The organism is Variovorax sp. 160MFSha2.1 (assembly GCF_048305075.1).
GTDB lineage: Bacteria > Pseudomonadota > Gammaproteobacteria > Burkholderiales > Burkholderiaceae_C > Variovorax > Variovorax guangxiensis.
Genome location: NZ_CP157624.1, coordinates 4757053 through 4779736, shown reverse-complemented (window position 1 = coordinate 4779736; position 22684 = coordinate 4757053). Strand labels below are relative to the sequence as shown.

General features: G+C 68.6%; 20 protein-coding genes and 1 pseudogene. 5 read left to right on the top strand and 16 right to left on the bottom strand.

Annotated elements, in window-relative coordinates:
* Positions 1–66 precede the first annotated feature (66 nt).
* Positions 67–291 carry a DUF1059 domain-containing protein gene (locus ABL838_RS21740; RefSeq protein WP_126024469.1) on the bottom strand — a complete coding sequence of 75 codons (225 nt, stop codon included), beginning with the start codon at positions 289–291 and terminating at the stop codon, positions 67–69.
* Between the two features lie 22 nt (positions 292–313).
* Positions 314–1375 (bottom strand): class I SAM-dependent methyltransferase, encoded by a 1062-nt coding sequence (locus ABL838_RS21735; protein ID WP_126024470.1) that lies wholly within the window; start codon positions 1373–1375, stop codon positions 314–316.
* Positions 1376–1521: 146 nt separating this feature from the next.
* On the opposite strand from ABL838_RS21735, the gene ABL838_RS21730 reads away from it, so the two are divergent.
* Positions 1522–1986: a helix-turn-helix transcriptional regulator gene (locus ABL838_RS21730; RefSeq protein ID WP_369661399.1), complete on the top strand. Its 465-nt coding sequence runs from the start codon at positions 1522–1524 to the stop codon at positions 1984–1986.
* A gap of 16 nt (positions 1987–2002) precedes the next feature.
* Here ABL838_RS21730 and ABL838_RS21725 read toward each other — a convergent pair whose 3' ends face one another.
* The 4 genes and pseudogenes from ABL838_RS21725 to ABL838_RS21710 form a co-directional block, all read right to left on the bottom strand.
* Positions 2003–3316 carry an MFS transporter gene (locus ABL838_RS21725; RefSeq protein ID WP_418121849.1) on the bottom strand — a complete coding sequence of 438 codons (1314 nt, stop codon included), beginning with the start codon at positions 3314–3316 and terminating at the stop codon, positions 2003–2005.
* A 65-nt stretch (positions 3317–3381) separates the two neighbouring features.
* Positions 3382–5022 carry a GMC family oxidoreductase gene (locus ABL838_RS21720; protein WP_418121848.1) on the bottom strand — a complete coding sequence of 547 codons (1641 nt, stop codon included), beginning with the start codon at positions 5020–5022 and terminating at the stop codon, positions 3382–3384.
* A gap of 144 nt (positions 5023–5166) precedes the next feature.
* Positions 5167–6045: pseudogene (locus tag ABL838_RS21715) on the bottom strand (methyl-accepting chemotaxis protein); the annotation flags it as partial.
* Positions 6000–6752: an MCP four helix bundle domain-containing protein gene (locus ABL838_RS21710; RefSeq protein ID WP_418121846.1), complete on the bottom strand. Its 753-nt coding sequence runs from the start codon at positions 6750–6752 to the stop codon at positions 6000–6002. The pseudogene ABL838_RS21715 and the gene ABL838_RS21710, both read right to left, overlap by 46 nt.
* Positions 6753–7099: 347 nt before the next feature.
* Here ABL838_RS21710 and ABL838_RS21705 point away from each other — a divergent pair, with 347 nt between their 5' ends.
* Both ABL838_RS21705 and ABL838_RS21700 read left to right on the top strand, forming a co-directional pair.
* Positions 7100–7921: an IclR family transcriptional regulator gene (locus ABL838_RS21705; RefSeq protein WP_418121844.1), complete on the top strand. Its 822-nt coding sequence runs from the start codon at positions 7100–7102 to the stop codon at positions 7919–7921.
* Positions 7922–8022: 101 nt separating this feature from the next.
* Positions 8023–9234 (top strand): DUF2252 domain-containing protein, encoded by a 1212-nt coding sequence (locus tag ABL838_RS21700; protein WP_418121843.1) that lies wholly within the window; start codon positions 8023–8025, stop codon positions 9232–9234.
* A 13-nt stretch (positions 9235–9247) separates the two neighbouring features.
* Here ABL838_RS21700 and ABL838_RS21695 read toward each other — a convergent pair whose 3' ends face one another.
* The 9 genes from ABL838_RS21695 to ABL838_RS21655 all read right to left on the bottom strand — a co-directional run bounded on the left by ABL838_RS21695 (position 9248) and on the right by ABL838_RS21655 (position 18507).
* Positions 9248–9595, bottom strand: coding sequence for a TSUP family transporter (locus ABL838_RS21695; RefSeq protein WP_418121842.1), 348 nt, complete (start codon positions 9593–9595; stop codon positions 9248–9250).
* Complete coding sequence (locus tag ABL838_RS21690; RefSeq protein ID WP_418121841.1) at positions 9556–10044, bottom strand: sulfite exporter TauE/SafE family protein; 489 nt, start codon at positions 10042–10044, stop codon at positions 9556–9558. The genes ABL838_RS21695 and ABL838_RS21690 overlap by 40 nt, the downstream gene beginning before the upstream one ends.
* Positions 10041–11558 carry an AMP-binding protein gene (locus tag ABL838_RS21685; RefSeq protein ID WP_418121840.1) on the bottom strand — a complete coding sequence of 506 codons (1518 nt, stop codon included), beginning with the start codon at positions 11556–11558 and terminating at the stop codon, positions 10041–10043. Before ABL838_RS21685 ends, ABL838_RS21690 begins: the two co-directional genes overlap by 4 nt.
* 2 nt (positions 11559–11560) lie before the next feature.
* A complete protein-coding gene (sauS, locus tag ABL838_RS21680; RefSeq protein ID WP_418121839.1) occupies positions 11561–13000 on the bottom strand; it encodes an acylating sulfoacetaldehyde dehydrogenase in 1440 nt (479 codons plus the stop codon).
* 14 nt (positions 13001–13014) lie between these two features.
* Complete coding sequence (locus tag ABL838_RS21675) at positions 13015–14013, bottom strand: tripartite tricarboxylate transporter substrate binding protein (RefSeq protein WP_418121838.1); 999 nt, start codon at positions 14011–14013, stop codon at positions 13015–13017.
* On the bottom strand, positions 14010–14819 hold the full coding sequence (locus ABL838_RS21670; protein WP_418121836.1) for an IclR family transcriptional regulator: 810 nt from the start codon (positions 14817–14819) through the stop codon (positions 14010–14012). The genes ABL838_RS21675 and ABL838_RS21670 overlap by 4 nt, the downstream gene beginning before the upstream one ends.
* A 118-nt stretch (positions 14820–14937) precedes the next feature.
* Positions 14938–16674, bottom strand: coding sequence for a cobaltochelatase CobT-related protein (locus tag ABL838_RS21665; RefSeq protein WP_418121835.1), 1737 nt, complete (start codon positions 16672–16674; stop codon positions 14938–14940).
* Positions 16671–17654, bottom strand: a complete 984-nt coding sequence (locus ABL838_RS21660; RefSeq protein WP_418121833.1) for an AAA family ATPase — start codon at positions 17652–17654, stop codon at positions 16671–16673. Before ABL838_RS21660 ends, ABL838_RS21665 begins: the two co-directional genes overlap by 4 nt.
* Before the next feature lie 25 nt (positions 17655–17679).
* Entirely contained in the window at positions 17680–18507 is an 828-nt protein-coding gene (locus tag ABL838_RS21655; protein ID WP_418121831.1) for an IclR family transcriptional regulator, read from the bottom strand.
* Positions 18508–18678: 171 nt separating this feature from the next.
* Here ABL838_RS21655 and xsc point away from each other — a divergent pair, with 171 nt between their 5' ends.
* Together xsc and ABL838_RS21645 are read left to right on the top strand one after the other, a co-directional pair.
* Complete coding sequence (xsc, locus tag ABL838_RS21650; RefSeq protein ID WP_369661417.1) at positions 18679–20502, top strand: sulfoacetaldehyde acetyltransferase; 1824 nt, start codon at positions 18679–18681, stop codon at positions 20500–20502.
* A gap of 14 nt (positions 20503–20516) precedes the next feature.
* Entirely contained in the window at positions 20517–21719 is a 1203-nt protein-coding gene (locus ABL838_RS21645) for an acetate/propionate family kinase (RefSeq protein ID WP_418121829.1), read from the top strand.
* Between the two features lie 6 nt (positions 21720–21725).
* On the opposite strand, the gene ABL838_RS21640 is transcribed toward ABL838_RS21645, so the two are convergent.
* Positions 21726–22658 carry a LysR family transcriptional regulator gene (locus ABL838_RS21640; RefSeq protein ID WP_184641629.1) on the bottom strand — a complete coding sequence of 311 codons (933 nt, stop codon included), beginning with the start codon at positions 22656–22658 and terminating at the stop codon, positions 21726–21728.
* Positions 22659–22684 lie beyond the last annotated feature (26 nt).

The following is a 22684-nucleotide window of genomic DNA, read 5'->3' as shown; positions in this document are numbered from 1 at the left end:
GCCATCGGTCAGCCAAGAGTCAGGGACCGGCCGGCGGCGCAGCGACCGCCGCGGCCGGCTCAGCTGTCAGGCGGGCAACTTCTGCGCGGCAGGTGCCTGCAGCGGCGGCGTGCCGGTCTTGAACATGCTCGCGAGCTGCTTGCGAAGCTCGGGCGTGTCGGTGTGGCCGTGAACGGTCACGGCGTGCTGTACGGCGGCATCGAGCAGCTCGCTCTCGCTGTCGGCGCTGAGCGCGACGCTGCAGTTCATGGTGCTCGGGTATTCGCGGCAGTCGATGTATTGGCGTGACATGGCGGCAGCTCCTTGGATGTCCTCACGGACGTGCTTCGAAGATCAGGTTGAAGGGCGTCTCGCTGGCGCGGCGGAAATGCGCGAAGCCGCCCTTGGAAGCCACGTCGCGAAGCCGCGCCTCGCCGGCCTGCGCGCCGAGGCACAGTCCCACTTCCTGCGAGCGCGAGGCGGGCGTGCAGATGAAGTTCGAGGCCGAATAGAACACGCGCCCCACCGGGTTCATGTTGTCCTCCAGGCGGTCGTTGGCGAAGGGCTCCACCAGCATCCAGGTGCCCTGCGGCTTCAGGCTGCCGCGCACGTGCGCCGCCGCGCCCACCGGGTCGCCCATGTCGTGCAGGCAGTCGAAGAAAGCGACAAGGTCGTAGTCCTTGCCCGGGAAGTCCTTCGCGCTCGCGACCTCGAAGCTCAGGCGCTTCGGATCGTCGATGCCGGCCTTGCGCGCCGTCTCGCGCGCACGCTCGATCGAGGGGGCGTGGTAGTCGAAGCCGACGAAGCTCGACTCGGGGTAGGCCTGTGCCATCAGCAGCGTGGAGGCGCCGTGTCCGCAGCCCACGTCGGCCACGCGCGCGCCGCGCTCGAGCGCGGCGGAAACGCCTTCGAGCGCCGGTATCCACTGGCTCACCAGGTTGGCCGCATAGCCCGGCCTGAAGAAGCGCTCCGTGCCGTGGAAGAGGGCGGGGTCGTGCTCGTGCCAGCCGATGCCCAGGCCGGTGCGCATGGCCTGGACCATCTTGGGTACGGCCTTGAACTGCGCCACGGCGATCTGGAACGCGCCGGGCACGAAGGCCGGGCTGCCTTCCTCGGCGAGCGCGAAGGCCTGCTCTTCGGTGAGCGAGAAGCGCTCGCTCTTCGGGTCGTACTCCACATAGCCGCTGGCGGCCTGTGCCGAGAGCCACTCGCGCAGGTAGCGCGGATCGGTCTCGGTGCGTTTGGCCAGCTCTTCCACGGTGCCCGGTCCTTTCGCCATTTCCTTGTACAGGCCGAGCTGGTCGCCCACGACGATGGTTGCGGCGTGCATCACGGCGCCGATGTCATGGACGAAGTTACCCATGAACGCGTTAAGCCTTGTTTCGTCGATAGCCATGTGTTTCCCCTTCGCCGGCGGACGGCTCGCGCGTCCCTTGCCTGCCTATACTGGGCTCGCGGCAGAGGGACGAAGGGCGATCCTCCGTCCCGATGCGTACGGGCGCCATACGCAGCAATGCGTATGCACGAAGAAAGGGGCATGCCATGACGCATCTCACGCGCGGCGACTGCGCGAGCGCACTCCGCCTGCTGGAACAGCTGGAATCCGGGCAGTCGCCCGTGCGGCATCACGGCGTGCATGCAATCCGGCGCAACGCCGCGAAGGCACCGGGCCGGCGAGAGTTCCGCCGCGCATCGATGCAGGCCGAGCACTATCGCCGCGCGGGGCTGGAGCATGTGGTCGCGGTGGCGTTGCTGTACCGGTTGACCTGCGCGGAGGTATCCGCGCGCGCCGTCTCGCCGCCAAAGCGCACTCCGGCCCTCACGCCGCGCGAAGGCGAGGTCATGCACTGGCTGGCGCGCGGCAAGACCGACGCCGAGATCGCCGCCCTGCTCCAGATCAGCCCCCGCACGGTGCACAAGCACCTGGAGCACGTGTACGTGAAGCTGGGCGTGGAGACGCGCACCGCGGCCGTGATGCGCGCGCTCGGCATAGGCAGCGCGCTCTGAAAGGTTTGCGTGGCCCTCAGCGCGAGGCCACCGCCGCCGGTGCATCCGCAGGTGAGGCGCCGCGCCCGATCATCCACGCGCACACCGCCGACACCACGCCCGCGAACAGCACATACAGGCAGATCTGCCATGGCTCGCCGCCGCCCGACTTCAGCAGCGCCGTCGCGATGATCGGCGTGATGCCCGAGGCGAAGATGCCCGAGAACTGGTAGACGAAGCTGATGCCCGTGTAGCGCACCTTCGCGTCGAACAGGTCGCAGAAGAGGGCGGCCTCCGGTCCGTACACCGAGGCGTACAGGATGCCGAAGGGAATGATGATCGACAGCCACACCAGCAGCACGTTGCCGCCGCTGTGCGTCATGAGCCAGAAGCCCGGGAACGCCGACACGGCCGTGATGAGCGAACCCCACATGTACACGCGCGGGCGCCCCAGCCGGTCGGACATGCGCCCGAAGAAGGGAATGGCGAAGCACATCACCACCGCCGCGGCCATCACGCCCAGCAGCGCCTCGGTGCGGTTGATCTTGATGGTGCTCGTGAGGTAGTTGATGGAGAACACGCCGAAGATGTTGAAGAACACGCCGTCGATGTAGCGCGCGCCCATGCCCTTCAACACGTTGCCGGGGTAGCGGCGCAGCATGTCCATGAAGGGAATGCGCAGCTCGGCGTTGCGCGCCTTCACGGCCGCGAACTCCGGCGTTTCCTTCACGTGCAGGCGGATGTACATGCCCACCATCACCATCGCGCCCGAGATCAGGAAGGCGATGCGCCAGCCCCACGAGAGGAACTGCTCGTCGGTGAGCAGCCACGACAGCAGCGCCACCACGCCCGAGGCCATGCACAGGCCGATGGCCAGCCCGATCTGCGGCAGCGAGGCGTAGAAGCCGCGCTTCTCCTTCGGCGCGTACTCGTAGGCCATGAGCACTGCGCCGCCCCATTCGCCACCCAGCCCGATGCCCTGCGCCACGCGCAGCAGCAACAGCAAGAGCGGCGCCGCGATGCCGATCTGCGCGTAGGTGGGCACCAGGCCGATGAGGAAGGTGGCCACGCCCATGATCATCAGCGTGATGATGAGCATGCTCTTGCGGCCGATCTTGTCGCCGAAGTGGCCGAAGATCACGCCGCCCAGCGGCCGCGTGACGAAGCCCACCGCGAAGGTCGTGTAGGCCAGCAGGGTCGACACCACCGGGTCGCTGCCCGGGAAGTAGAGCTTGTTGAACACGATGCCGGCCACCACGCCGTACAGGAAGAAGTCGTACCACTCGATGGTGGCGCCCACCAGGGCCGAAACCACCACCCTGCGAATCGCTTTCTCGTCGCTTGCGCTCATGTCTGTCTCCGATGAGGTTGTCGTGGCGGTCTCTGCGGACCGTGGGATTCGTTCGATGCGGGAACTCACTGCGCGGCGGCTGTCGCTCTCGCGTCCTCTCTGATCAGGTCGACGGCCTTCTCGGCCATCATCACGGCGGGCGCGTTGGTGTTGCCCGACACCAGCGTCGGCATCGCCGAGCAGTCGATCACGCGCAGCCCCGCCATGCCGTGCACGCGCAGGCGCGCGTCGACCACCGCGAGCGCGTCGGCGCCCATGCGGCAGGTGCCGGTGGGGTGGAAGATGGTGGCGCCGTTGTTGCGGCAGAACTCCAGCAGGTCGGCGTCGCTCGCCGCGCCGGGGCCGGGCTTCACCTCGCGCTTCACGTAGGGGCGCATCGCGGGCGATTCGGCGATGGCGCGCGCGGCCTTCACGCCGGCCACGGTGGTCGCGCGGTCCAGTTCGGTCGAAAGGTAGTTGGGCTGCATCTCGGGGGGCTCGGCCGCGTCGAGCGAGCGGATGCGCACGTGGCCGCGCGACTCGGGCCGCAACTGGCACACCGACATCGTGAAGCCCGAGTACGGATGCACCTTGCCACCCGCCATGTCGGCCGAGAGCGTGGCCACGTGGAACTGGATGTCGGGCGTGGCCGCCACCGGCCGGCCCTCGGCATCCTTCAGCGCGCGCATGAAGCAGCCGCCCTGGTTGATGCCCACCGCCAGCGGGCCGGTGCGGTGCAGCAGCCATTCGAGGCCCATGCCCATCTGTCCGAACCAGGAGTTGAGCTGGTCGTTGGTGGTGATGGGCTTGGTGCATTCGTAGCCCAGGCGGATCTGCAGGTGGTCCTGCAGGTTCTCGCCGACGCCGGGCAGCTCTTGCACCACCGGAATGCCGAAGCGATCGAGCAGCGCGCGCGGCCCGATGCCCGAGAGCTGCAGCAGCTGCGGCGACTGCAGCGAGCCCGCCGACAGCAGCACCTCTGCGCGGCAGCGCGCGGTCTTCAGTTCGCCGCGCTGGCGGTAGGCGATGCCCGTGGCGCGCCTGCCGTCGAACAGCAGCCGCCCGGCCATCGCCTCGGTCTCGATGCGCAGGTTGGGCCGCCGCTTCACCGCCGGGGTCAGGTAGGCCTTGGCCGTGCTGCAGCGCCAGCCCTTGTGCGTGGTGAGCTGGTAGTAGCCGGCGCCTTCCTGCGCGGCGCCGTTGAAGTCGTCGGTGCGCGGCACGCCGGTCTGCACGGCGCCATCGATGAAGGCTTCGATGAGTTCGTGCTTCGCCGCGATGTCCGAAACCTTCAGCGGCCCCTCGCCACCATGGAAGGCGTCGCCGCCGCGCTGGTTGCCTTCCGACCTGATGAAGTAGGGCAGCACATCGTCGTAGCCCCAGCCGGCGTTGCCCAGCGCGGCCCAGTGGTCGTAGTCCTCGCGCTGGCCGCGGATGTAGATCAGGCCGTTGATCGAGCTGGAGCCGCCCAGGGTCTTGCCGCGCGGCCAGTAGATGCGCCGGCCGTTCATGTTCGGGTCGGGGTCGGTCTCGAAGCGCCAGTTGTAGGTGGAGCTCCACATCGTCTTGCCGTAGCCGATGGGAAGGTGGATCCACAGCGACCGGTCCGCCGGGCCGGCTTCGAGCAGCAGCACCCGCGTGGCCGGGTCTTCACTGAGCCGGCCGGCCAGCACGCAGCCGGCGGAACCCGCGCCGACGACGATGTAGTCGAACTCTTCTTCAGGCATGCAATGGTCCCGGGGGAAGTTCTGGAGGGGCGAGCGCCCTTGTTCGAACCGATCCTAGGTCATTGATTTTCGGAACGCAATGTTCCGTTTTTAACGTTTACCCGCATGCCGAGCCGGGTGGCGGCGGGGCGGGCCTTCCGATTCCTAAGCCAGTGCGCTATCCGCCGAGAGCCGAAGCACCGGCTCGGCGGCGCGCTTGGCAACGGCGTCAGGGCGCGCCTTGCCGACCCGGAAGGCCGAGACCGCCTGCATCAGCTGCTCGACCTGGATGTTCATGCTCTGCGCCGCGGCCGCGCTCTGTTCGACCAGCGCCGCGTTCTGCTGCGTGGCCTGGTCCAGCTGCGTCACGGCTGCGTTGACCTGCGCGACACCGGCGCTTTGCGCGGAGCTGGCCGTGCTGATCTCGCCGACGATGTTCGCGACCCGCCTGATGGAGTCGACCACTTCCGCCATGGTGGCCCCCGCGCGGTCGACCAGCGCCGAGCCGGCCTCGACGCGATCGACGCTCGCGCCGATCAGCGCCTTGATCTCCTTCGCAGCGTCGGCCGAGCGTCCCGCGAGGCTGCGCACTTCGGAGGCGACCACCGCGAAGCCCCGGCCCTTCTCGCCCGCGCGCGCGGCCTCCACGGCGGCGTTCAGCGCAAGGATGTTGGTCTGGAACGCGATGCCGTCGATCACGCCGATGATGTCCGCGATCCGCTTGCTGCCGTCGTTGATGCTCTTCATCGTCTCCACGACCTGCACCACGACTTCGCCACCGCGCATCGCCACGTTGCTCGCGCCGTGGGCGAGCCTGTTCGCCTCGGTCGCGCTGGCGGCGTTGCGCCTGACGGCGGCGTTGAGTTCTTCCATGGAGGCCGCGGTTTCCTGAAGGGAAGAGGCCTCGGCCTCCGTCCGGCGGGAAAGGTCGTTGTTGCCCTGGGCGATCTCCGCGCTCGCGACGGCGATGCTGTCGGCACAGGAGCGGACCTGCCCGATCAGCGCGACCAGCTGGCGCCGCATGGCGACCATGGATGCCAGCACGCTGCCCTGTGGGCCGCCACGCTGAGCATGGCTGGCTCTCCGCCCAGCGCCGAGAAGAGACGGCGCGCAATGAAGACGCCGAGCGCCACCGCCGCCAGCACCGCGAAGCAACTCAGCGCGAGCAGCAGCGTCAGCTGCCTTGAATAGGCCGCCGCGGAAGCCTCGACATCCTTTTGCGATATTTCCGCGTTGTAGTCCGCGTATTCGACCGAGGCGAGCAGCAGCTGCAGGAGCAACGGCCTGCACGCAGTATTCATTCTTTCGATCGCCTCCTCGCGTTTTCCGGCGGCGGCGAGTTCGACGATGGAAAGGGCAATGGGCAGGTATTCCCTTTCGGTCTTTTCCATCTTTTCGAAGATGGCCCGTTCGCGCTGCGTCACATCGCTTTCCGTGTCGAGCGCCTTCTTGAGTTGCTTCAGCGCGGATTGCAGCTTCTCGTTGCTGTCGACCGCCATCGCCTTGGCCCGGTCGCGCTCCGCCGCCGATTGCACGAGCACCATTTCGCGCACGCCGATGGCCCTCCGGCTGGCGGCGATGCCGATCTCGGCCGTCAGCGCCTTGCGGTGCGCGATGCCGGCGACGTAGCTGGAGAACCGGTGGTCGGCCGCATTCAGCGAACGCAGTGCCAGCAGGCTCACAAGCAGCACCAGCAGCGCGAGGATCGTGAAAGTCCCGGCGAGCAGTTTCCGGGTCGAGATATTTTTCATGGGTCCGGTGTCAGGGTAGGAAAAAGCGGGATCGCAATAAGCGCCGTCGGAATTGGGCGCCCTTCAATCGGCGCGAATTCCGTGCTTTTCTTTTCGGTCGGGATTTCGGGTTCTTGAGGCCATGCGCGGCCTTTTTTTTGATCACAAATTCATCGAATTCGTTTACGAAAAAAATCCCGGACATTCTTTTGGGAGCCCAGCCGAATGCGCCTGCCTTTGCCGCACTGCATGCGCTGAATGGGGCCTGGAGATAGCGGGGCCGGGCAGTGGAACAATCGCCGTGGCCAGGCTGCGTCCATGGCCATACCTTTCCGGACCGACTTCTTTTCTTCACAAGGTTTATCCGCATGCCACGTTCCGCGCGCGCATCCGCCGCAGTGATTCCCGCCGCAGCGCCCCTCCAGGACGACGTGGAGTCCGCCGGCGTCTCCGGTTCCTCCGCCGAGCGCAGCCTGCGCCTGCTGGCGCTGCTCGCCAGCGAAGGCCGCGCGCTCACGCTGGCCGACCTGGCCGCGCAGCTCGGCCTGCCCAAGGGCACGGCGCACCGCATCTGCACGCAGCTGCTGGCAACCGGCTTCCTGGCGCGCGACGTGGACGAGCGCTCCTTCACCGTCGGCCCCGCGCTGCGCCGGCTGGCCTTCGACACGCTCAACCACGGCGTGGTGCGCGGGCTGCGGCACGAGGTGCTGTCGGCCCTGGTGCGCCAGGTCGGCGAGACCTGCAACCTCACCACCCTCGACGGCGCGCAGGTGCTCTACCTCGACCGCGTCGAGGCGCAATGGCCGCTGCGCCTGACGCTCGACGTGGGCTCGCACGTGCCGCTGCACTGCACGGCCAGCGGCAAGCTCTTCCTGGCGCAGATGCAGGCAAAGGAGCGCGATGCGTTCATCGACGGACTGCCGCTGGAGCGCATGACGCCCAACACCATCGTCAAGGCAGCCGCGCTGCGCGCCGAGTGCGAGGCAATCGCGAAGCAGGGCTACTCCTGCGATCGCGAGGAATTCATCGCCGGCCTCGTGGCGGTGGCCGTGCCGGTGCGCGATGCGGCCGGCGCGGTGCGCGCCGCGCTGGCCGTGCATGCGCCCACGGCGCGCATGTCGATGGACGACGCGATCGGGCGCATCGATGCGCTGAAGGCGGCGGCGCAGAAGATGGCCGGGCTGCTCTGACTTCGGCCTCTTCAGCCTCGCAGCTTCGTCAGCTTCGAGTGGGCGAGCGGCCACAGAATCCGCCGCTCGCGACCCGCGCAAGAGGAAGAAAGACGAAACGCATGCCCAACGCCGCCAAGACCATCCGCAGCTTCAACGCCGGGCGCGATCCGGAACGATTGGCGATGAAATACGCCAACCTGCGCTCCAGCCCCTTCGTCTTCCTGCGCGGCACCTGCCACCTGTTCTACGACCGCCTGCCGGCCGGCGCGCTCTTCTCCAAGGCCCCCACTGCATGGCTGTGCGGCGACGCGCACCTGGAGAACTTCGGCAGCTACAAGGGCGACAACCGGCTCGTCTACTTCGACCTCAACGACTTCGACGAAGCCGCGCTCGCGCCGGTGACGTGGGAGCTGGCGCGCTTCCTCTCCAGCATCCTGGTGGCGGGCGAGGGCCTGTGCAAGAGCACCGATGCAGATGCCCTGTGCAGGACCTTCCTCGATGCCTATGCCTGCGCGCTCGTGCTGGGCAAGGCCCGCTGGATCGAGCGCGACACCGCAGGCGGTCTCGTCAGGGACCTGCTCGACACCCTCAAGGCACGCACCCGCCCCGCGTTCCTCGACCGGCGCAGCGACCGCAAGGGCCGCAGGCGCTCCATCCGCTGCGACGGCAAGCACGCGCTGCAGGCCACCGAGGCGCAGCGCGAGCGGGTCACCAGGCTCATCGACAACTTCGCCGCCTCGCAGCCCAACCCCGGCTTCTTCAAGGTGCTCGACGTGGCCCGCCGCATCGCCGGCACCGGCAGCCTCGGCGTGGAGCGCTACATCGTGCTGATCGAAGGCAAGGGCTCGCCCGACGCCAACTTCCTGCTCGACCTGAAGCAGGCGCTGCCGTCGTCGCTCGTGCCGCACCTGAAGAAGACGAAGCAGCCCGAATGGCCTTCGGAGGCGCACCGCGTGGTCGGCCTGCAGCGCCGCATGCAGGCCGTGTCGATGGCCTTCCTGCATCCCATCGTCGGCCGCAAGTCTTCGTACGTGCTGCGCGGCCTCCAACCCAGCGAAGACCGCGTGATGCTCGACGTGAACCGCGCGCGCCTCGCCGACATCCGCGGCGTGATCGCCGAGATGGGCCAGCTCATGGCCTGGGCGCAACTGCGCAGCTCGGGCCGCCAGGGCTCGGCCATCGCGGATGCGCTGATCGACTTCGGCGCGTCGGCGAAATCGTGGCGCGGGGACTTGCTGGATGCGGCGCATGAGTGTGCGGCGCAGGTGGTGGAGGATTGGGGGAGCTATTGCGAGGCGTATGACGCGGGGTTGATGGCGCCGCCGGCCTGACTGCCGACAGTCTTCACCACACCAGCCCGGCCACCGACCGCACCACGCTCATCGCCGCCAGCCCGATCAGCAGATTCAACACCAGCCGCCTGAACTGCTCCGGCGACACACCCTTGAAAGAGCGCTGCCCCCACCAGATGCCCGCCAGCATCGCAGGCGCCAGCCACAGCGCCCACTTGAGCGTGTCCGGCCCCAGTAGGTTGCCCGATGCGTGCGTCGACGAGGGCATCAGCGCAGCGCTGATGAGCGACACCACGTCGCTGAAGAGCAGCAGCGCGATCAGCGTGGCGCGCAGCGCGGCGGGCGCCATCTTCGCCGTGCTCAGCAGCACCGCGACCGCAATGCCGCCGATGGCTGCCACGCCGTTGATGAAGCCCGAGGCAGCCCGGCGGCCAGTCGCAGACCGCGCGTGGGCTCCAGCGCGACATGCGCGCCGCTGCGCAGCAACAGCGCGGCGGCCATCAGAAGAATGCCGATCAGCAGGCGCAGCGGCGTCTCGGGCAACCACGCGAGCAGCGCCACGCCAAGCGGAATGCAGATCAGGTTGCCCAGCATCAGCCAGCCCAGCCATGGCATGTCGACGTCGCGCGCGATGCCGCGCAGCTGGCTCAGGCTGGCGAGGATCTCCAGCATGAAGATCGCGGGCACCACGAGCGCGGGTGAGATCACCAGTGACATGCCCGCCACGGTGATGGCCGAGAAGCCGAAGCCCGCGAAGCCGCGCACGATGCCGGCCGCGAACACCACGCAGAGGCTGTAGGCCAGCGTTGCTGGCGCCAGCGGCGGTACCAGCAGTTCGGCAGCCGTCATGCCTCGAAGAGCGGCATCAGCTTCAGTCGCTGCACCTTTCCGGAGGGGCCTCGCGGCAGGTCCTGTACGAAGCGGTAGTGGCCGGGCGATTTGTAGCGGCCGAGCGCGGTGGCGGCGAACTCGCGCAGTTCTTCCTCGGTGCAGGCGCAGCCTTCGCGCAGCACGATGCACACGCCGATCTCCTGGCCGTAGTGGCGGTCGGGCACGCCCACCGAGGCGGCCTCGAGCACGGCGGGGTGCTTCAGCAGGGCCTCGTCGATCTCGCGCGGCGCGATGTTCTCGCCGCCCTTGATGATGAGTTCCTTGATGCGGCCGGTAACGAAGAAGAAGCCTTCCTCGTCGCGGTGGCCGAGGTCGCCGGTACGCAGCCAGCCGTCGGGCGTGAAGCCTGCGCGCGTGGCTTCTTCGTTCTTGTAGTAACCGAGCATCACGTTCGGCCCGCGAATGACGAGTTCGCCGGTGGTGCCGTCGGGCACGGCCGCGAGCTGCGCGTCGACCACGCCGGCCATGCAGCCCGAGGCGCGGCCGACCGAGCCGAGCTTGCGCGCGGCAGGGTCCATGGGGTTCGAGAAAGAGGGCGCTGCCGTCTCGGTGAGCCCCATGGTCTCGACGATGCCGATGCCGAACATCTGCTCGAAGGCGCGCAGGTGCTCCGGCGGCAGTGCGGCCGAGGCCGAGCGGCAGAAGCGGATCGACAGCGTCTGCGCGAGCGGCGGCTTCGGGCCTTCGAGCAGGTACGAGATCATGGTGGGCACCACGTTGATCCAGCTGCACTGCGTCTGCGTGGCCTGTTCCCAGAAGCGGCCGGCAGAGAACTTCGGCGGCATCGCGAGGCTGCCGCCGTGCGCCAGCGGCGCGAGCATGGTCACGGTGAAGGCGTTGATGTGATACAGCGGCAGTACCGCCAGCACGCGGTCGGACGGTCGCAGCCCGTGCTCCTCGCTGATGGCGTGCGCATTGGCGGCGAGGTTGCGCTGCGTGAGCATCACGCCCTTGGGGTTGCCGGTTGTGCCCGAGGTGTACATCAGCAGCGCAACCGCGTCGGGCGAGGGCGGCGGCACGTCCGCGGCGGCTTCTTCCTCGCCGGGCAGCGCGTCGCCCTCGGGGTCGACCACGATCAGCTCCACGCGCCGGTCGAAGGCTTCGACCATGCCGCGCACGCGCGATTCCCATTCGGGCGCGACGCAGACCAGGCGGCAGTCGGAATGCGAGAGCACGTAGCGCATCTGCTCGGGCTGAGACAGCAGGTTGACCGGGTTCACGCGAAAGCCGCCGTGCATCGCACCCAGCAGCAGCCGCAGCGTCTGCAGGCCGTTGGGCATGACGACCGAGACCGTGTCGCCCGGCTGCATGCCGAGCCCGCGCAGCACGGCCGAGACGCGGCGGCATCCGCGCGCGAGTTCGCCGTAGGCGATGTGCTTCTCCGATTCCGTGGCGCGCGCGTAGACCGCGTGCGGCTGCTCTCGTGCCTGGCGCTCGATCAGCGCATGCACCGTGGTCGCGGCCGCCGTCATGTTCACTTCGCGCCGTGGCTGGCGAAGAAGGCGCCGAAGATGTCTTCCTCGCTCGGCACCACCTCGGGAATCGGCCGCGACACGCGCGTGATGTTCAGGTAGTGCCGGTAGTTCATGTTGTCCGAGAAGTTGTTCCTGCCCCAGGTGCCGCAGCCCATCGAGAGCGAGAAGGGCAGCCCGTTGTCGAAGCTGCCGCCGGTGGCGATGCAGTGCGCCTGGTCGACGATGACGCGCGAGACCGGCAACGTGAGGCCGAGCGAGAGTGCGCGTTCGGGCACCGCGCTGTGAAGGCCCACGGAGTGGCCGGCGCCTTCGTACGAATAGATGCGCGCCACGGTGGCGGCGGCCTCGTCGAAGTCGCGCGCGGCGTACACCGCGAGCACCGGGCTCAGCTTTTCGCCGGAGAACGGATGGTCGTGGCCCACGCCGTCCTCGGCCACCATGAGGATGCGCGGATCGGCCTCGGCAATCGCCTGCCACGCCGCGCGGTTGGCGCCATCGACCTCGGCCGCGCGCTCGGCGATAACGCGTGCCGACTGCCCGATGACGGCGGCCGAGAGCTTGCCCTCGGGCCACATCAGCTTCTGCAGCGTGGCCTTCTGCGCGTCGGCGAGCATGACGGCGCCGCGGTCCTTCAGGGCGGGGAGCATCTTCGCGCGCACCGCATCGACGACGACGAGGCTGTTCTCCGACGAGCAGCTGGTCGCGTTGTCGAAGGTCTTGGAGCGCACGATGCGATCGGCTGCGGCCTCTACGTCCGCCGTCTCGTCGACGATGCCCGCCACGTTGCCCGCGCCCACGCCGAAGGCCGGCGTGCCGCTCGCGTACGCCGCGCGCACGTTGGCCTGCGAGCCGGTGGCCACCACCAGGTCGCACAGCCGCATCAGCTCGGCGGTCGACTGCTTGTTGACCGGCGCGGGCAGCAGCTGCACCAGGTCGCGCGGTGCGCCGATGCGGTCGAACTGCGCGTGGATGAACTCGATGAGCCGCGCCGCCGTCGACCAGCCCTTGGGCGAGGGCGCGACGATGACCGCGTTGCGCCCTTTGAGCGCATTGATGATCTTGTTGGCCGGCGTCGCGCCCGGGTTGGTCGATGGCGTGATGGCGCACACCACGCCCACGGGCCGCGCGATCTCGACGATGCCGCGCGCCGGGTCTTCAGCGATCACGCCCACCGAGCGTGCGCCGTGCAGGTCGCGCAGCAGGCCGAAGGTCTTGCGGTGGTTCTTGCGCACCTTGTCCTCGACGTTGCCCACGCCGGTGTCGGCCACGGCCAGCTCGGCCAGCTCGCGGTTGCGTGCCGGCTCGATGATGGCCCAGCCCGCCGCGACAACGGCGGTGTCGACCTGCGCCTGCGACCAGGTCTCGTAGATGCGCTGCGCGGCGCGGGCGCGCGCCACCAATTCGGCGATGGGGGAAGAGGGGGTGTTCGGGTGTTCCATGGGGCCTGCGTGGATCAATCCACCTTGATGTTTGCTTCCCTGGCGAGCTTCTGCCAGCGCACGAGTTCGGCGGTCACGACCTTGCCCAGTTGCTCCGGCGTGCCGCCCACGCCTTCGCTGCCCTGTGCGAGCAGCTTGTCGCGAATCTCGGGTTCCTTGACGACGGTGTTGATCACGCGGTTGAGCCTGTCGATGGCGGGCTTGGGCGTCTTCGCGGGCACGAACACGGCGTACCAGGAGTCGACGTCGAAGTCGGCGATGCCGGCCTCCTGCATCGTCGGCACGTCGGGAAAGGCCGCGCTGCGCCTGGTGGTCGATACCGCGAGCGCTTTGAGCTTGCCGGCCTTCACGAACTGCGCGGCCGCCGGAATCGACACCCACAGCAGCGGCACCTGCCCGCCCATCACGTCGGTCACGGCCGGGCCGCCGCCGCGGTACGGCACGTGCGTCATCTGCGTGCCGGTGCGCAGCTTCAGGAGCTCGCCGGCCAAGTGGCCTGGCGAGCCGTTGCCCACCGATGCGAAGGAGATGCTGTCGGGCTTGGCCTTGGCCAGCGCGACCAGTTCCGCCACCGTGTTCGCCGGAAACTGCGTGTTGGCCACCAGGATCTGCGGCAGCGAGGCGACCATGCCCACGGGTGCGAAGTCCTTCGCGGTGTCGAAGCTCAGCTTCGCGTAGATGGCCGGGTTGATGGTGTGTGACGAGAGCGTGAACAGCACCGTGTAGCCGTCCGGCGGCGACTTGGCCACCAGCTCGGTACCGATGGAGCCCGCCGCGCCGCCGCGGTTGTCGATGAGCACCTGCTGGCCCAGCAACGCCGAGAAGCGCTCCTGCACGATGCGCGCGATCACGTCGGTGCCGCCGCCGGGCGGGTAGGGCACGACGAGGCGGATCGGCTTGTTGGGGTAGTCGCTGCCGTTTTCCGCCTGCGCGGCAAGGGGCGAGGCGAAGGCAGCGAGCGCGGCGAGAGCCAGCATCCCGGCGCGATGCCAGGGGGCGAAGAACAACTTCATTCGGGTCTCCTTCTCTTTGTGATGGACATCGGCGACGGCCCGGCCGGTGCGGCGCCCACGCGATAGCCCAGCGTGACGCTGGCATCGCGCGCGCAGGCCATCAGGTGATCGGCCAGCCCGCGCGCCTGCGTGCGCGCGAAGCGGATCGAGGGCACGCTCATGCCGACGGCCGCCACGGCCTCGCCGCGTGCATTGAGCACGGGCACGCCGAGGCCGCAAACGCCGATGCGCCATTCCTCGCGGTTTTCTGCATAACCGCGGGCGCGGGAGCGTTCCAGTTCGTTGAAAAGGGTGCCGAAGTCGGTGATGCTGTTCCTGGTGTGCGGCTCCAGCGTGCCCAGGCACTCCTGCAGCGCCGGCACGCTCAGGCCTGCCGCGGCGAGCAGCGCCTTGCCCGAAGCCACGCAGTACGCCGCCGCGCGACCGCCGATGCGCGAGTAGGCGGCCACCGGCAGGGGGCTGTCGAACTTGTCGAGGTAGACGATCTCCGCGCCGTCGAGCACCGCGAGGTGGATGGTCTCGCCCGTGGCCTGCGCGAGCTGCGCGAGATGAGGGCGCAGCAGCGAGCCGATGTCGGATGCCTCGGAAACCATCGCCCCGAGTTCGAAGAGCCTGAGGCTGGGCCGGTAGGTGCTCGTGCCCGGGTCCTGCACGGCCCAGCCGCATTCGACCAGCGTCTGCAGCGTGCGGTGCGCGTTGCTGCGCGCCATGCCGAATGCCTGCGCCAGTTCGGTGACGCGGCAGTCGCGCTGCTGGCGCACCATCCATTCGATGGCGGCGAGGCCCTTGGCAAGCGTGGAGTCCATGAGGCTTGGCTTTCCTTGTTGTTCCAAATATTGGAACAGCGTTCTCGGATGTGAAACGCAATGTAAGAACGCCTGGTGCCCCTTGTCAATCAGGGACTTGGATGTAGTTCTAAATGCCTCAGCGGCGATGGCGTCCCGCCATGAGCCCGATCACTTCGCGGAAGATGGTGTTGCCGCTCGGGTTCGCCAGATCGAGCACATGGCTGCGGCTGTAGCAGGGGCTCAGGTCGAGGCCCACGCCGATGCCGGCGATCTCGATGTCGCCGCGCTGTTCCTGGCGCGCGACCACGTCGCGCAGGTGGTGGTCGAGGTAGTGCGCGTCGTTGGCGAGGTGCGTGGCGCTGTCCATCGGCGAGCCATCGGAGATCACCATCAGCAGCTTGCGCGCCTCGCCGCGCTGGCGCAGCCGCATGCAGGCCCAGTCGACCGCCTCGCCGTCGATGCCTTCGCGGAACAGGTCCGCCTTGAGCAGCGCCGCCATTGCGGGGCGCGCGCGTCGCCATGGCGTGGCCGCGGCCTTGAAGACGATGTGGCAGCGCTCGTTGAGCCGCCCCGGATGCGGCGGCCTGCCCGCGCGCACCCACTCGCGCTGCGGGCGTCCACCGTTCCACGCGCCGGTGGTGAAGCCCAGCACCTCGCAGGCCACGCCAGCCTGTTCGAGTGCGCGCGCGAACACGTCGACCATCATCGCCACCGGTTCGGCGTGCTCCTTCATCGAACCCGAGCAGTCGATGAGGAAGGTGACGATGCAATCGGCCAGCGGCTCCATGCGCTCGGTGCGGAACAGGCGGCGCTCGGTGGGCGAGGCCACGAGCTGCGCGAGGCGGCGGCCATCGACGAGGCCTTCCTCCTGCGCACCGTCCCAACCGTCGCGTTCGGGCTCGGCTAGCAGTGCGCGCAGCTCGCGCGCGAGGCGGGCGATGTTCACGCCCTGCGCGGCGATGCGGCGGTCGAGCTTCTCGCGATGGCCTGCGAGCACTTCCTTGCGTGCGAGCGTGGCGGCATCGTGTTCGCGGTCGTAGGCGTCGGTGAAAACGCGGTAGGCACCGCCAGCGCCTTCGAGCGCCTCGCTGCGGCCCGACTCGGCGGTGGTGAAGCGCTCGACGATCTCCTGGTCCATATCGGCCACGAGGCTGAACACGCTGCGTTTGTCATCCACGTGGGCATCGCGCGCGGCTTCGCTGTCTCCGTCGCCGGCCTCGTGCAGCATCGCGGCAACGATGCGCGCGATGGCGCGGGCGTGCACCGCATAGGCCGCCTGGTCGGCACGGTCCTTGCGCAGGCCGGCCAGCGCGTGGCCGATCAGCGGTGCGAGCGCGAAGCGCGTGGCTTCGAGCATGTCCTCGGTTTCCTCGACGACCTGTTCGCCGTTGACGCGCGCACGGCAGATCTGCGCGACGGCATACAGCAGCAGGCCGCGCGCGGTGTCGGTCAGCCCGGAGTGATGAAAGGCGAGCGACCACTCCTCGTGCCGGTGCCGCAGGTTGTGCCGCATGCCCACCATGACCTCTGGCGCCATCGCCTCGGCGCGGAACTGCTCCAGCATCTCGAACAGCATGCGCTCCACCGGCTCCTCGGGGCGCAGGCTCTGGTGCAGCGCCGCATCCGATGCGGTGAGCCGCAGCGCGAGCCCGTCGGCCACGCCACGGAAGGACGCGAAATCGTCGGTGTCGGGCGAGGGATGCAGGTGCGGCGCGAACCAGGGCAGCGCCATGCGGCCGCGGTGCAGGCGCCGTCCGCGAAAGTGCAGGTCGCGCTCGCCGCTGAATGCGCGCACCACGCCCGCGCAGAGCTCGGCGACGAGTTCTTCCTGCCGCACGCGGCGCTGCATCGCGCTCGCGGGGCCGGCGGTCATTCGCGCGGGCCCGCCGAGAGCTGGTGCGATTCCTTCAGTTCGCGGTCGAAGCAGCGCTGGAAGTACTCGGCCACCAGCGGGCGTTCAGCGTCGTCGCACTTGTTGACGAAGGAAAGGCGGAAGGCCAGCGCCGGGTCCTTGAATATCTCGATGTTCTCGGCCCAGGTGATGACGGTGCGCGGCGACATCAGCGTCGAGAGGTCGCCGGCCGCGAAGCCCTTTCGCGTGAGGTCGGCCACGGCCACCATCGATGCGACCAGCTTCGTGCCCGCCTCGTCGGCCAGCGAAGGCACGCGCGCCTGCACGATGGCGATCTCTTCCGCGGCCGGCAGGTAGTCGAGCGAGGCCACGATGTTCCATCGGTCGATCTGCGCGTGGTTGAGCCGCTGCGCGCCGTGGTAGAGGCCATTGAGGTTGCCCAGGCCCACGGTGTTGGCGGTGGCGAAGAGGCGGAAGAAGGGATGCGGGCGCAGCACCCGGTTCTGGTCCATCAGCGTGAACTTGCCGTCGCGCTCCAGGATGCGCTGGATGACGAACATCACGTCGGGCCGGCCCGCGTCGTACTCGTCGAAGATCAGCGCTACCGGCCGCTGCAGAGCCCAGGGCACGATGCCTTCCTGGAACTCGGTGACCTGCTTGCCTTCGCGCAGCACCACCGCGTCTTTTCCCACGAGGTCGAGCCGGCTGATGTGGCCGTCGAGGTTCAGGCGCACGCAGGGCCAGTTCAGCCGCGCCGCCACCTGCTCGATGTGGGTCGACTTGCCGGTGCCGTGCAGGCCCTGCACCATCACGCGCCGGTCGCGCATGAAGCCCGCAAGGATGGCGAGCGTCACGTCGGTGTTGAAGCGGTAGACCGCGTCGACCTCAGGCACATGGTCATCGCGCTCGCTGAATGCAGGCACGCGCAGGTCGGAGTCGATGCCGAACACCTCGCGTACGCTGAGCATCCGGTCGGGTCGAAGGTCGGCGGTGTCGGTCATGGCGGTTCCAGCGAAATGGAGTTCTTCAGGCTTGCGCGCGGTCGGAGGCCGCGTCGGCGTCGATGCGGCTCAGTGCCTGAGCGGCACGCTGCAATGCGGGCAGCAGCGTCTTCGCCTTGGCCGCGTCGAGCCGCATCACCGGCGCCTGCACCGCGATGCAGAGGTTGGAGGGGGCGTCGTCGCCCGAGGGCACCGGCGTGGCGATGCACAGCAGGCCGGGCAGGAACTCCTCGTGGTCGATGGCGTAGCCGTCCTTGCGTACGCGCTGTACTTCCTTTTCCAGCGCCTCGGGATCGGTCAGCGTGCGGGGCGTGTAGGTTTCGAGCGGCGCATGAGACAGCAGCCGGCGGCGCTGCGCCGCGCTCATCTGCGAGAGAAAGATCTTGCCGCTGGCCGAGCAGTGCACAGGCACGCGCGAGCCCGAGTGCAGGTAGAAGCGCAGCGGCGCGGCGGTCTCCACGCGGTCGAGGTAGACGACCTCGCTGCCCGAAAGGGCAGTGAGGTTGCAGCTCTCGCCGATCTCTTCCACCAGCTGGCGCAGCACCGTGTGGCGCGCGCCGTGCAGGCTGTCGTTGAGCAGCAGGTTCTCGGCCAGCCGCCGCAGCCGCGTGCCGATGCCGTAGTGCCGGCCGTCGCCTTCGCGCTGCAGCAGCCCCGCGCCTTCGAGCTGCTGCAGCATGCGGTGCAAGGTCGGTTTGGGCAGGCCGGTTTCTTCCACCAGGCCCTGCAGCGAATAGCGCTGGTCTTTCGCGGCCATGACTTCGAGCAGCGCGAACAGGCGCATGGTGGGCGAGTCACCACCCGAGCCGGTCGGTTCGGCGGCGTCCACGGAAAGCCCTTTGACGATCTTCATGGCGCGAATCATAGGTGTTTTACAAAAAAAGAGACAAGACGTTCCGATTTTTGTAAATTGTTTGACGCGGTGCCGATGCCGTCCTATATTCCGCCGGAATGAATTCCGGAACAAGAAGTTCCGACTTTTAGAGCGAAACCCGCCCCTTCATCCTTCCAGGAGACGCCTCCCATGAGCCAGAAGCAAGCCGCAGCCCCCGCACGCGAAGCCGTCAAGGGCGTGCAGAAGATGACGCCCTCCGAGGCTTTCGTCGAGACCATGGTCGCCAATGGCGTGACCGACATCTTCGGCATCATGGGCTCGGCCTTCATGGACGCGATGGACATCTTCGCGCCCGCGGGCATCCGCCTCATTCCGGTGGTGCACGAGCAGGGCGGCGCCCACATGGCCGACGGCTATGCGCGCGTGTCGGGCCGCCACGGCCTCGTCATCGGCCAGAACGGCCCCGGCATCAGCAACTGCGTGACGGCCGTCGCGGCTGCCTACTGGGCGCACAGCCCGGTCGTGATGATCACGCCCGAGACCGGCACCATGGGCATGGGACTCGGCGGCTTCCAGGAAGCCAACCAGCTGCCGATGTTCCAGGAGTTCACCAAGTACCAGGGCCACGTCAACAACCCCAAGCGCATGGCCGAGTACACGGCGCGCTGCTTCGACCGCGCCATCTCCGAGATGGGCCCGACGCAGCTGAACATTCCGCGCGACTACTTCTACGGCGAGATCCAGTGCGAGATCCCGAAGCCGATGCGCGTGGAGCGCGGCGCGGGCGGCGAGAACAGCCTGAATGCGGCGGTCGAACTGCTGGCCTCGGCCAAGTTCCCGGTGATCCTCTCGGGCGGCGGCGTGGTCATGGGCGACGCAGTGGAAGAGTGCAAGGCACTCGCCGAGCGCCTGGGCGCGCCGGTGGCCAACGGCTACCTGCGCAACGACTCCTTCCCCGCGAGCCACCCGCTGTGGGCCGGCCCGCTGGGCTATCAGGGCTCCAAGGCCGCGATGAAGCTGATCGCGCAGGCCGACGTGGTGCTCGCGCTCGGCTCGCGCATGGGCCCCTTCGGCACGCTGCCGCAGCACGGCATGGACTACTGGCCGAAGGAAGCGAAGATCATCCAGGTCGAGGCCGACCACACCAACCTGGGCCTGGTGAAGAAGATCACCGTGGGCATCCACGGCGACGCCAAGGCCACGGCCAAGGAGCTGCTCAAGCGCCTGCAGGGCAAGACACTGGCCTGCGATGCCACCAAGGCCGAGCGCGCCGAGAAGATCAAGGCCGAGAAGGCCGCGTGGGAGAAAGAGCTCGACGAGTGGACCCACGAGCGCGACCAGTTCAGCCTCGACGCCATCGAGGAAGCGAAAGGCGAGAAGACGCCCACCGGCGGCAGCTACCTGCACCCGCGCCAGGTGCTGCGCGAACTCGAGAAGGCCATGCCGCCGCGCGTGATGGTGTCCACCGACATCGGCAACATCAACGCCATCGCCAACAGCTACCTGCGCTTCGAGGAGCCGCGCAGCTTCTTCGCGCCGATGAGCTTCGGCAACTGCGGCTATTCGCTGCCCACCATGATCGGCGCCAAGTGCGCGGCGCCCGACCGCCCGGCCGTGGCCTATGCCGGCGACGGCGCCTGGGGCATGAGCATGGTCGAGATCATGACGGCCGTGCGCCACGACATCCCGGTGACGGCGGTGGTCTTCCACAACCGCCAGTGGGGCGCGGAGAAGAAGAACCAGGTCGACTTCTACAACCGCCGCTTCGTCGCCGGGGAGCTCGAGAGCGAGAGCTTCGCGGGCATCGCCAAGGCCATGGGCGCAGAGGGCATCGTGGTCGACAGGCTCGAGGACGTGGGACCGGCGCTGAAGAAGGCCATCGACATGCAGATGAACGAAGGCAAGACCTGCGTGATCGAGATCATGTGCACCCGCGAGCTGGGCGACCCGTTCCGCCGCGACGCGCTGTCCAAGCCGGTACGATTCCTCGACAAGTACAAGGACTACGTCTGAACTCAAGCCACCCTATGACCGGTTCGCTGCTGACGCTCAACGCGGGTTCGTCTTCCATCAAGGTCGCGCTGTTCGACGCGGCCGGCGATGGCGACGCCGCGCTGCCGGCGGCGCGCTGGTCGGGGCAGGCCGATGGGCTGGGCGCGGGCCTGAAGGCGCGGCTTCGTGTGCGAGATGCCGACGGGCAGGCCTTGCACGACGCGCCGCTCGAAGGCGCACAGGCTTCGCACCAGGGGGCGCTTGCGGCGCTGCTCGACTGGCACGCGAAGCAGTCGGGAGGAGGGCGCATCGCGGCCGTGGGCCATCGCATCGTGCATGGCGGCGCGGACTTCGTGGCGCCGGTGCGCATCGATGCCGGCGTGCTCGACGCGCTGGCGAAACTGGAACCGCTGGCGCCGCTGCACCAGCCGCACAACCTTGCGGGCGTGCGCGCGGCGATGGCGGCATTCGACGGTGTGCCGCAGGTCGCCTGCTTCGACACCGCCTTCCACGCGGTGCAGCCCGAGGTCAACCGGCGCTTCGCGCTGCCGCGCGAGCTGCACGACGCGGGCGTGCGTCGCTACGGCTTCCACGGCCTTTCCTACGAATCCATCGTCGCGCAGTTCGCCCGTATCGCGCCCGAGCTCGCGCAGCGGCGCGTGATCGTCGCGCACCTGGGCAACGGCGCCTCGATGTGCGCCATCGCGCAAGGCCGATCGGTCGTGACGACGATGACCTTCTCGCCGCTCGACGGGCTGACCATGGGCACGCGCTGCGGCCAACTCGACGCGGCCGTCGTGCTCTACCTGATGCGCTCGCGCGGCATGTCGGCCGACGAGGTCGAGGCGCTGCTGTTCCGCCAGTCGGGGCTGCTCGGCATCTCGGGCGTGTCCAGCGACATGCGCGTGCTGGAGGCCTCGGCCGAGCCTGCCGCCGCCGAGGCCATCGGCCACTTCGCCGAGCAGGTGGTGCGGCACATGGGCAGCCTCGCGGCGGCGCTGCGCGGCGTCGATGCCATCATCTTCACCGGCGGCATCGGCGAGAACGGCGCGGCGTTGCGCGAACGCATCCTCGAAGACTGCGAGTGGCTGGGCGTGAATGTCGATGCCGCCGCGAACCGCAGCGGTGCCGCGCGGCTGACTACGGCCGAGAGTCCCGTAAGCGCGTGGGTGCTGCGCACCGATGAAGAAGCCGTGATCGCCAGGCACACGGCGCGTGTGCTGCGAGCCGCCGGCTGAAGACTTCTAGCGGCGCGGCACGATGGCGCCGCAGTGGCGCAAAAAGTCTGCCGTCGCGCGGCCCAGCAGCTTGTCGCGGTGCATCACCGTCGCCAGCCGCCGCACGCCGGCCGGCAGCCTCGTGCGCAGCTCCACCAGATGCCCGTCTTCCAGCGCCTGCGCCACCGTGTAGCGCGAGAGGCACGCGAGCCCGGTGCCCGATGCCACCACGCGCTTGATGGCCTCGGTGCTGCCCAGTTCGAAGCCCACGTGCACCTGCTCCAGGTTCTGGATGAGCCATGCGTCCGTCACCTGCCGCGTGCCCGAGCCATGCTCGCGCAACACCCAGGTGGCCTGCGAGAGCTGCCTGTGCGTGGCGACGCGGCCCGCCAGCTCGTGGCCGGGCGCAGCGACGATCACCAGTTCGTCTTCGCGCCAGGGCCGCACCACGAGGTCGGGGTGCGTCTGCGGGCCTTCGATGAAGCCCACGTCCACGTCGAAGCCGGCCACTGCCTCGATCACGTCGTGCGTGTTCGCGATGTGCAGGTGCACCTGGCTCTGCGGATGCAGCGCCGTCCAGGTCGACACCCGCTCCGGCAGCAGGTACTCGCCGATGGTGAAGCTGGCCGCCACGCGCAGCGGCGCCGCATGCTCGCCGCTGAAAAGCGCCTCGACCTCCGCGGCCTGGTCCAGCAGCGCCTGTGCCTTGGGCAGCAAGGCACGGCCGTTCTCGTTGAGCACCAGCCGGCGCCCGAGCCGGTCGAAGAGCTGGACGCCCACCGAAGACTCCAGGTCGGCCAGGGCGCTGCTGGCAGCCGACTGCGAACGCGCGATGCGGTCGGCCGCGGCGCGGGTGCTGCCTTCGCGCGCGGTGGCGACGAACACTTCGAGCTGGCGCAGGTTCAGGCGCAGGCGGGAGCTCGATGCGGTGCCCTGCTGCTGATCAGTTTTTCCGGTCATGGTGAGCGATATTCTCTGCTTTTTCG

Excerpts from the sequence above, each read along its gene's own strand:
- ABL838_RS21740 (WP_126024469.1), bottom strand. The coding sequence starts at position 291 with ATGTCACGCCAATACATCGACTGCCGCGAATACCCGAGCACCATGAAC.
- ABL838_RS21735 (WP_126024470.1), bottom strand. The coding sequence starts at position 1,375 with ATGGCTATCGACGAAACAAGGCTTAACGCGTTCATGGGTAACTTCGTC.
- ABL838_RS21730 (WP_369661399.1), top strand. The coding sequence starts at position 1,522 with ATGACGCATCTCACGCGCGGCGACTGCGCGAGCGCACTCCGCCTGCTG.
- ABL838_RS21725 (WP_418121849.1), bottom strand. The coding sequence starts at position 3,316 with ATGAGCGCAAGCGACGAGAAAGCGATTCGCAGGGTGGTGGTTTCGGCC.
- ABL838_RS21720 (WP_418121848.1), bottom strand. The coding sequence starts at position 5,022 with ATGCCTGAAGAAGAGTTCGACTACATCGTCGTCGGCGCGGGTTCCGCC.
- ABL838_RS21710 (WP_418121846.1), bottom strand. The coding sequence starts at position 6,752 with ATGAAAAATATCTCGACCCGGAAACTGCTCGCCGGGACTTTCACGATC.
- ABL838_RS21705 (WP_418121844.1), top strand. The coding sequence starts at position 7,100 with ATGCCACGTTCCGCGCGCGCATCCGCCGCAGTGATTCCCGCCGCAGCG.
- ABL838_RS21700 (WP_418121843.1), top strand. The coding sequence starts at position 8,023 with ATGCCCAACGCCGCCAAGACCATCCGCAGCTTCAACGCCGGGCGCGAT.
- ABL838_RS21690 (WP_418121841.1), bottom strand. The coding sequence starts at position 10,044 with ATGACGGCTGCCGAACTGCTGGTACCGCCGCTGGCGCCAGCAACGCTG.
- ABL838_RS21685 (WP_418121840.1), bottom strand. The coding sequence starts at position 11,558 with ATGACGGCGGCCGCGACCACGGTGCATGCGCTGATCGAGCGCCAGGCA.
- sauS (WP_418121839.1), bottom strand. The coding sequence starts at position 13,000 with ATGGAACACCCGAACACCCCCTCTTCCCCCATCGCCGAATTGGTGGCG.
- ABL838_RS21675 (WP_418121838.1), bottom strand. The coding sequence starts at position 14,013 with ATGAAGTTGTTCTTCGCCCCCTGGCATCGCGCCGGGATGCTGGCTCTC.
- ABL838_RS21670 (WP_418121836.1), bottom strand. The coding sequence starts at position 14,819 with ATGGACTCCACGCTTGCCAAGGGCCTCGCCGCCATCGAATGGATGGTG.
- ABL838_RS21665 (WP_418121835.1), bottom strand. The coding sequence starts at position 16,674 with ATGACCGCCGGCCCCGCGAGCGCGATGCAGCGCCGCGTGCGGCAGGAA.
- ABL838_RS21660 (WP_418121833.1), bottom strand. The coding sequence starts at position 17,654 with ATGACCGACACCGCCGACCTTCGACCCGACCGGATGCTCAGCGTACGC.
- ABL838_RS21655 (WP_418121831.1), bottom strand. The coding sequence starts at position 18,507 with ATGAAGATCGTCAAAGGGCTTTCCGTGGACGCCGCCGAACCGACCGGC.
- xsc (WP_369661417.1), top strand. The coding sequence starts at position 18,679 with ATGAGCCAGAAGCAAGCCGCAGCCCCCGCACGCGAAGCCGTCAAGGGC.
- ABL838_RS21645 (WP_418121829.1), top strand. The coding sequence starts at position 20,517 with ATGACCGGTTCGCTGCTGACGCTCAACGCGGGTTCGTCTTCCATCAAG.
- ABL838_RS21640 (WP_184641629.1), bottom strand. The coding sequence starts at position 22,658 with ATGACCGGAAAAACTGATCAGCAGCAGGGCACCGCATCGAGCTCCCGC.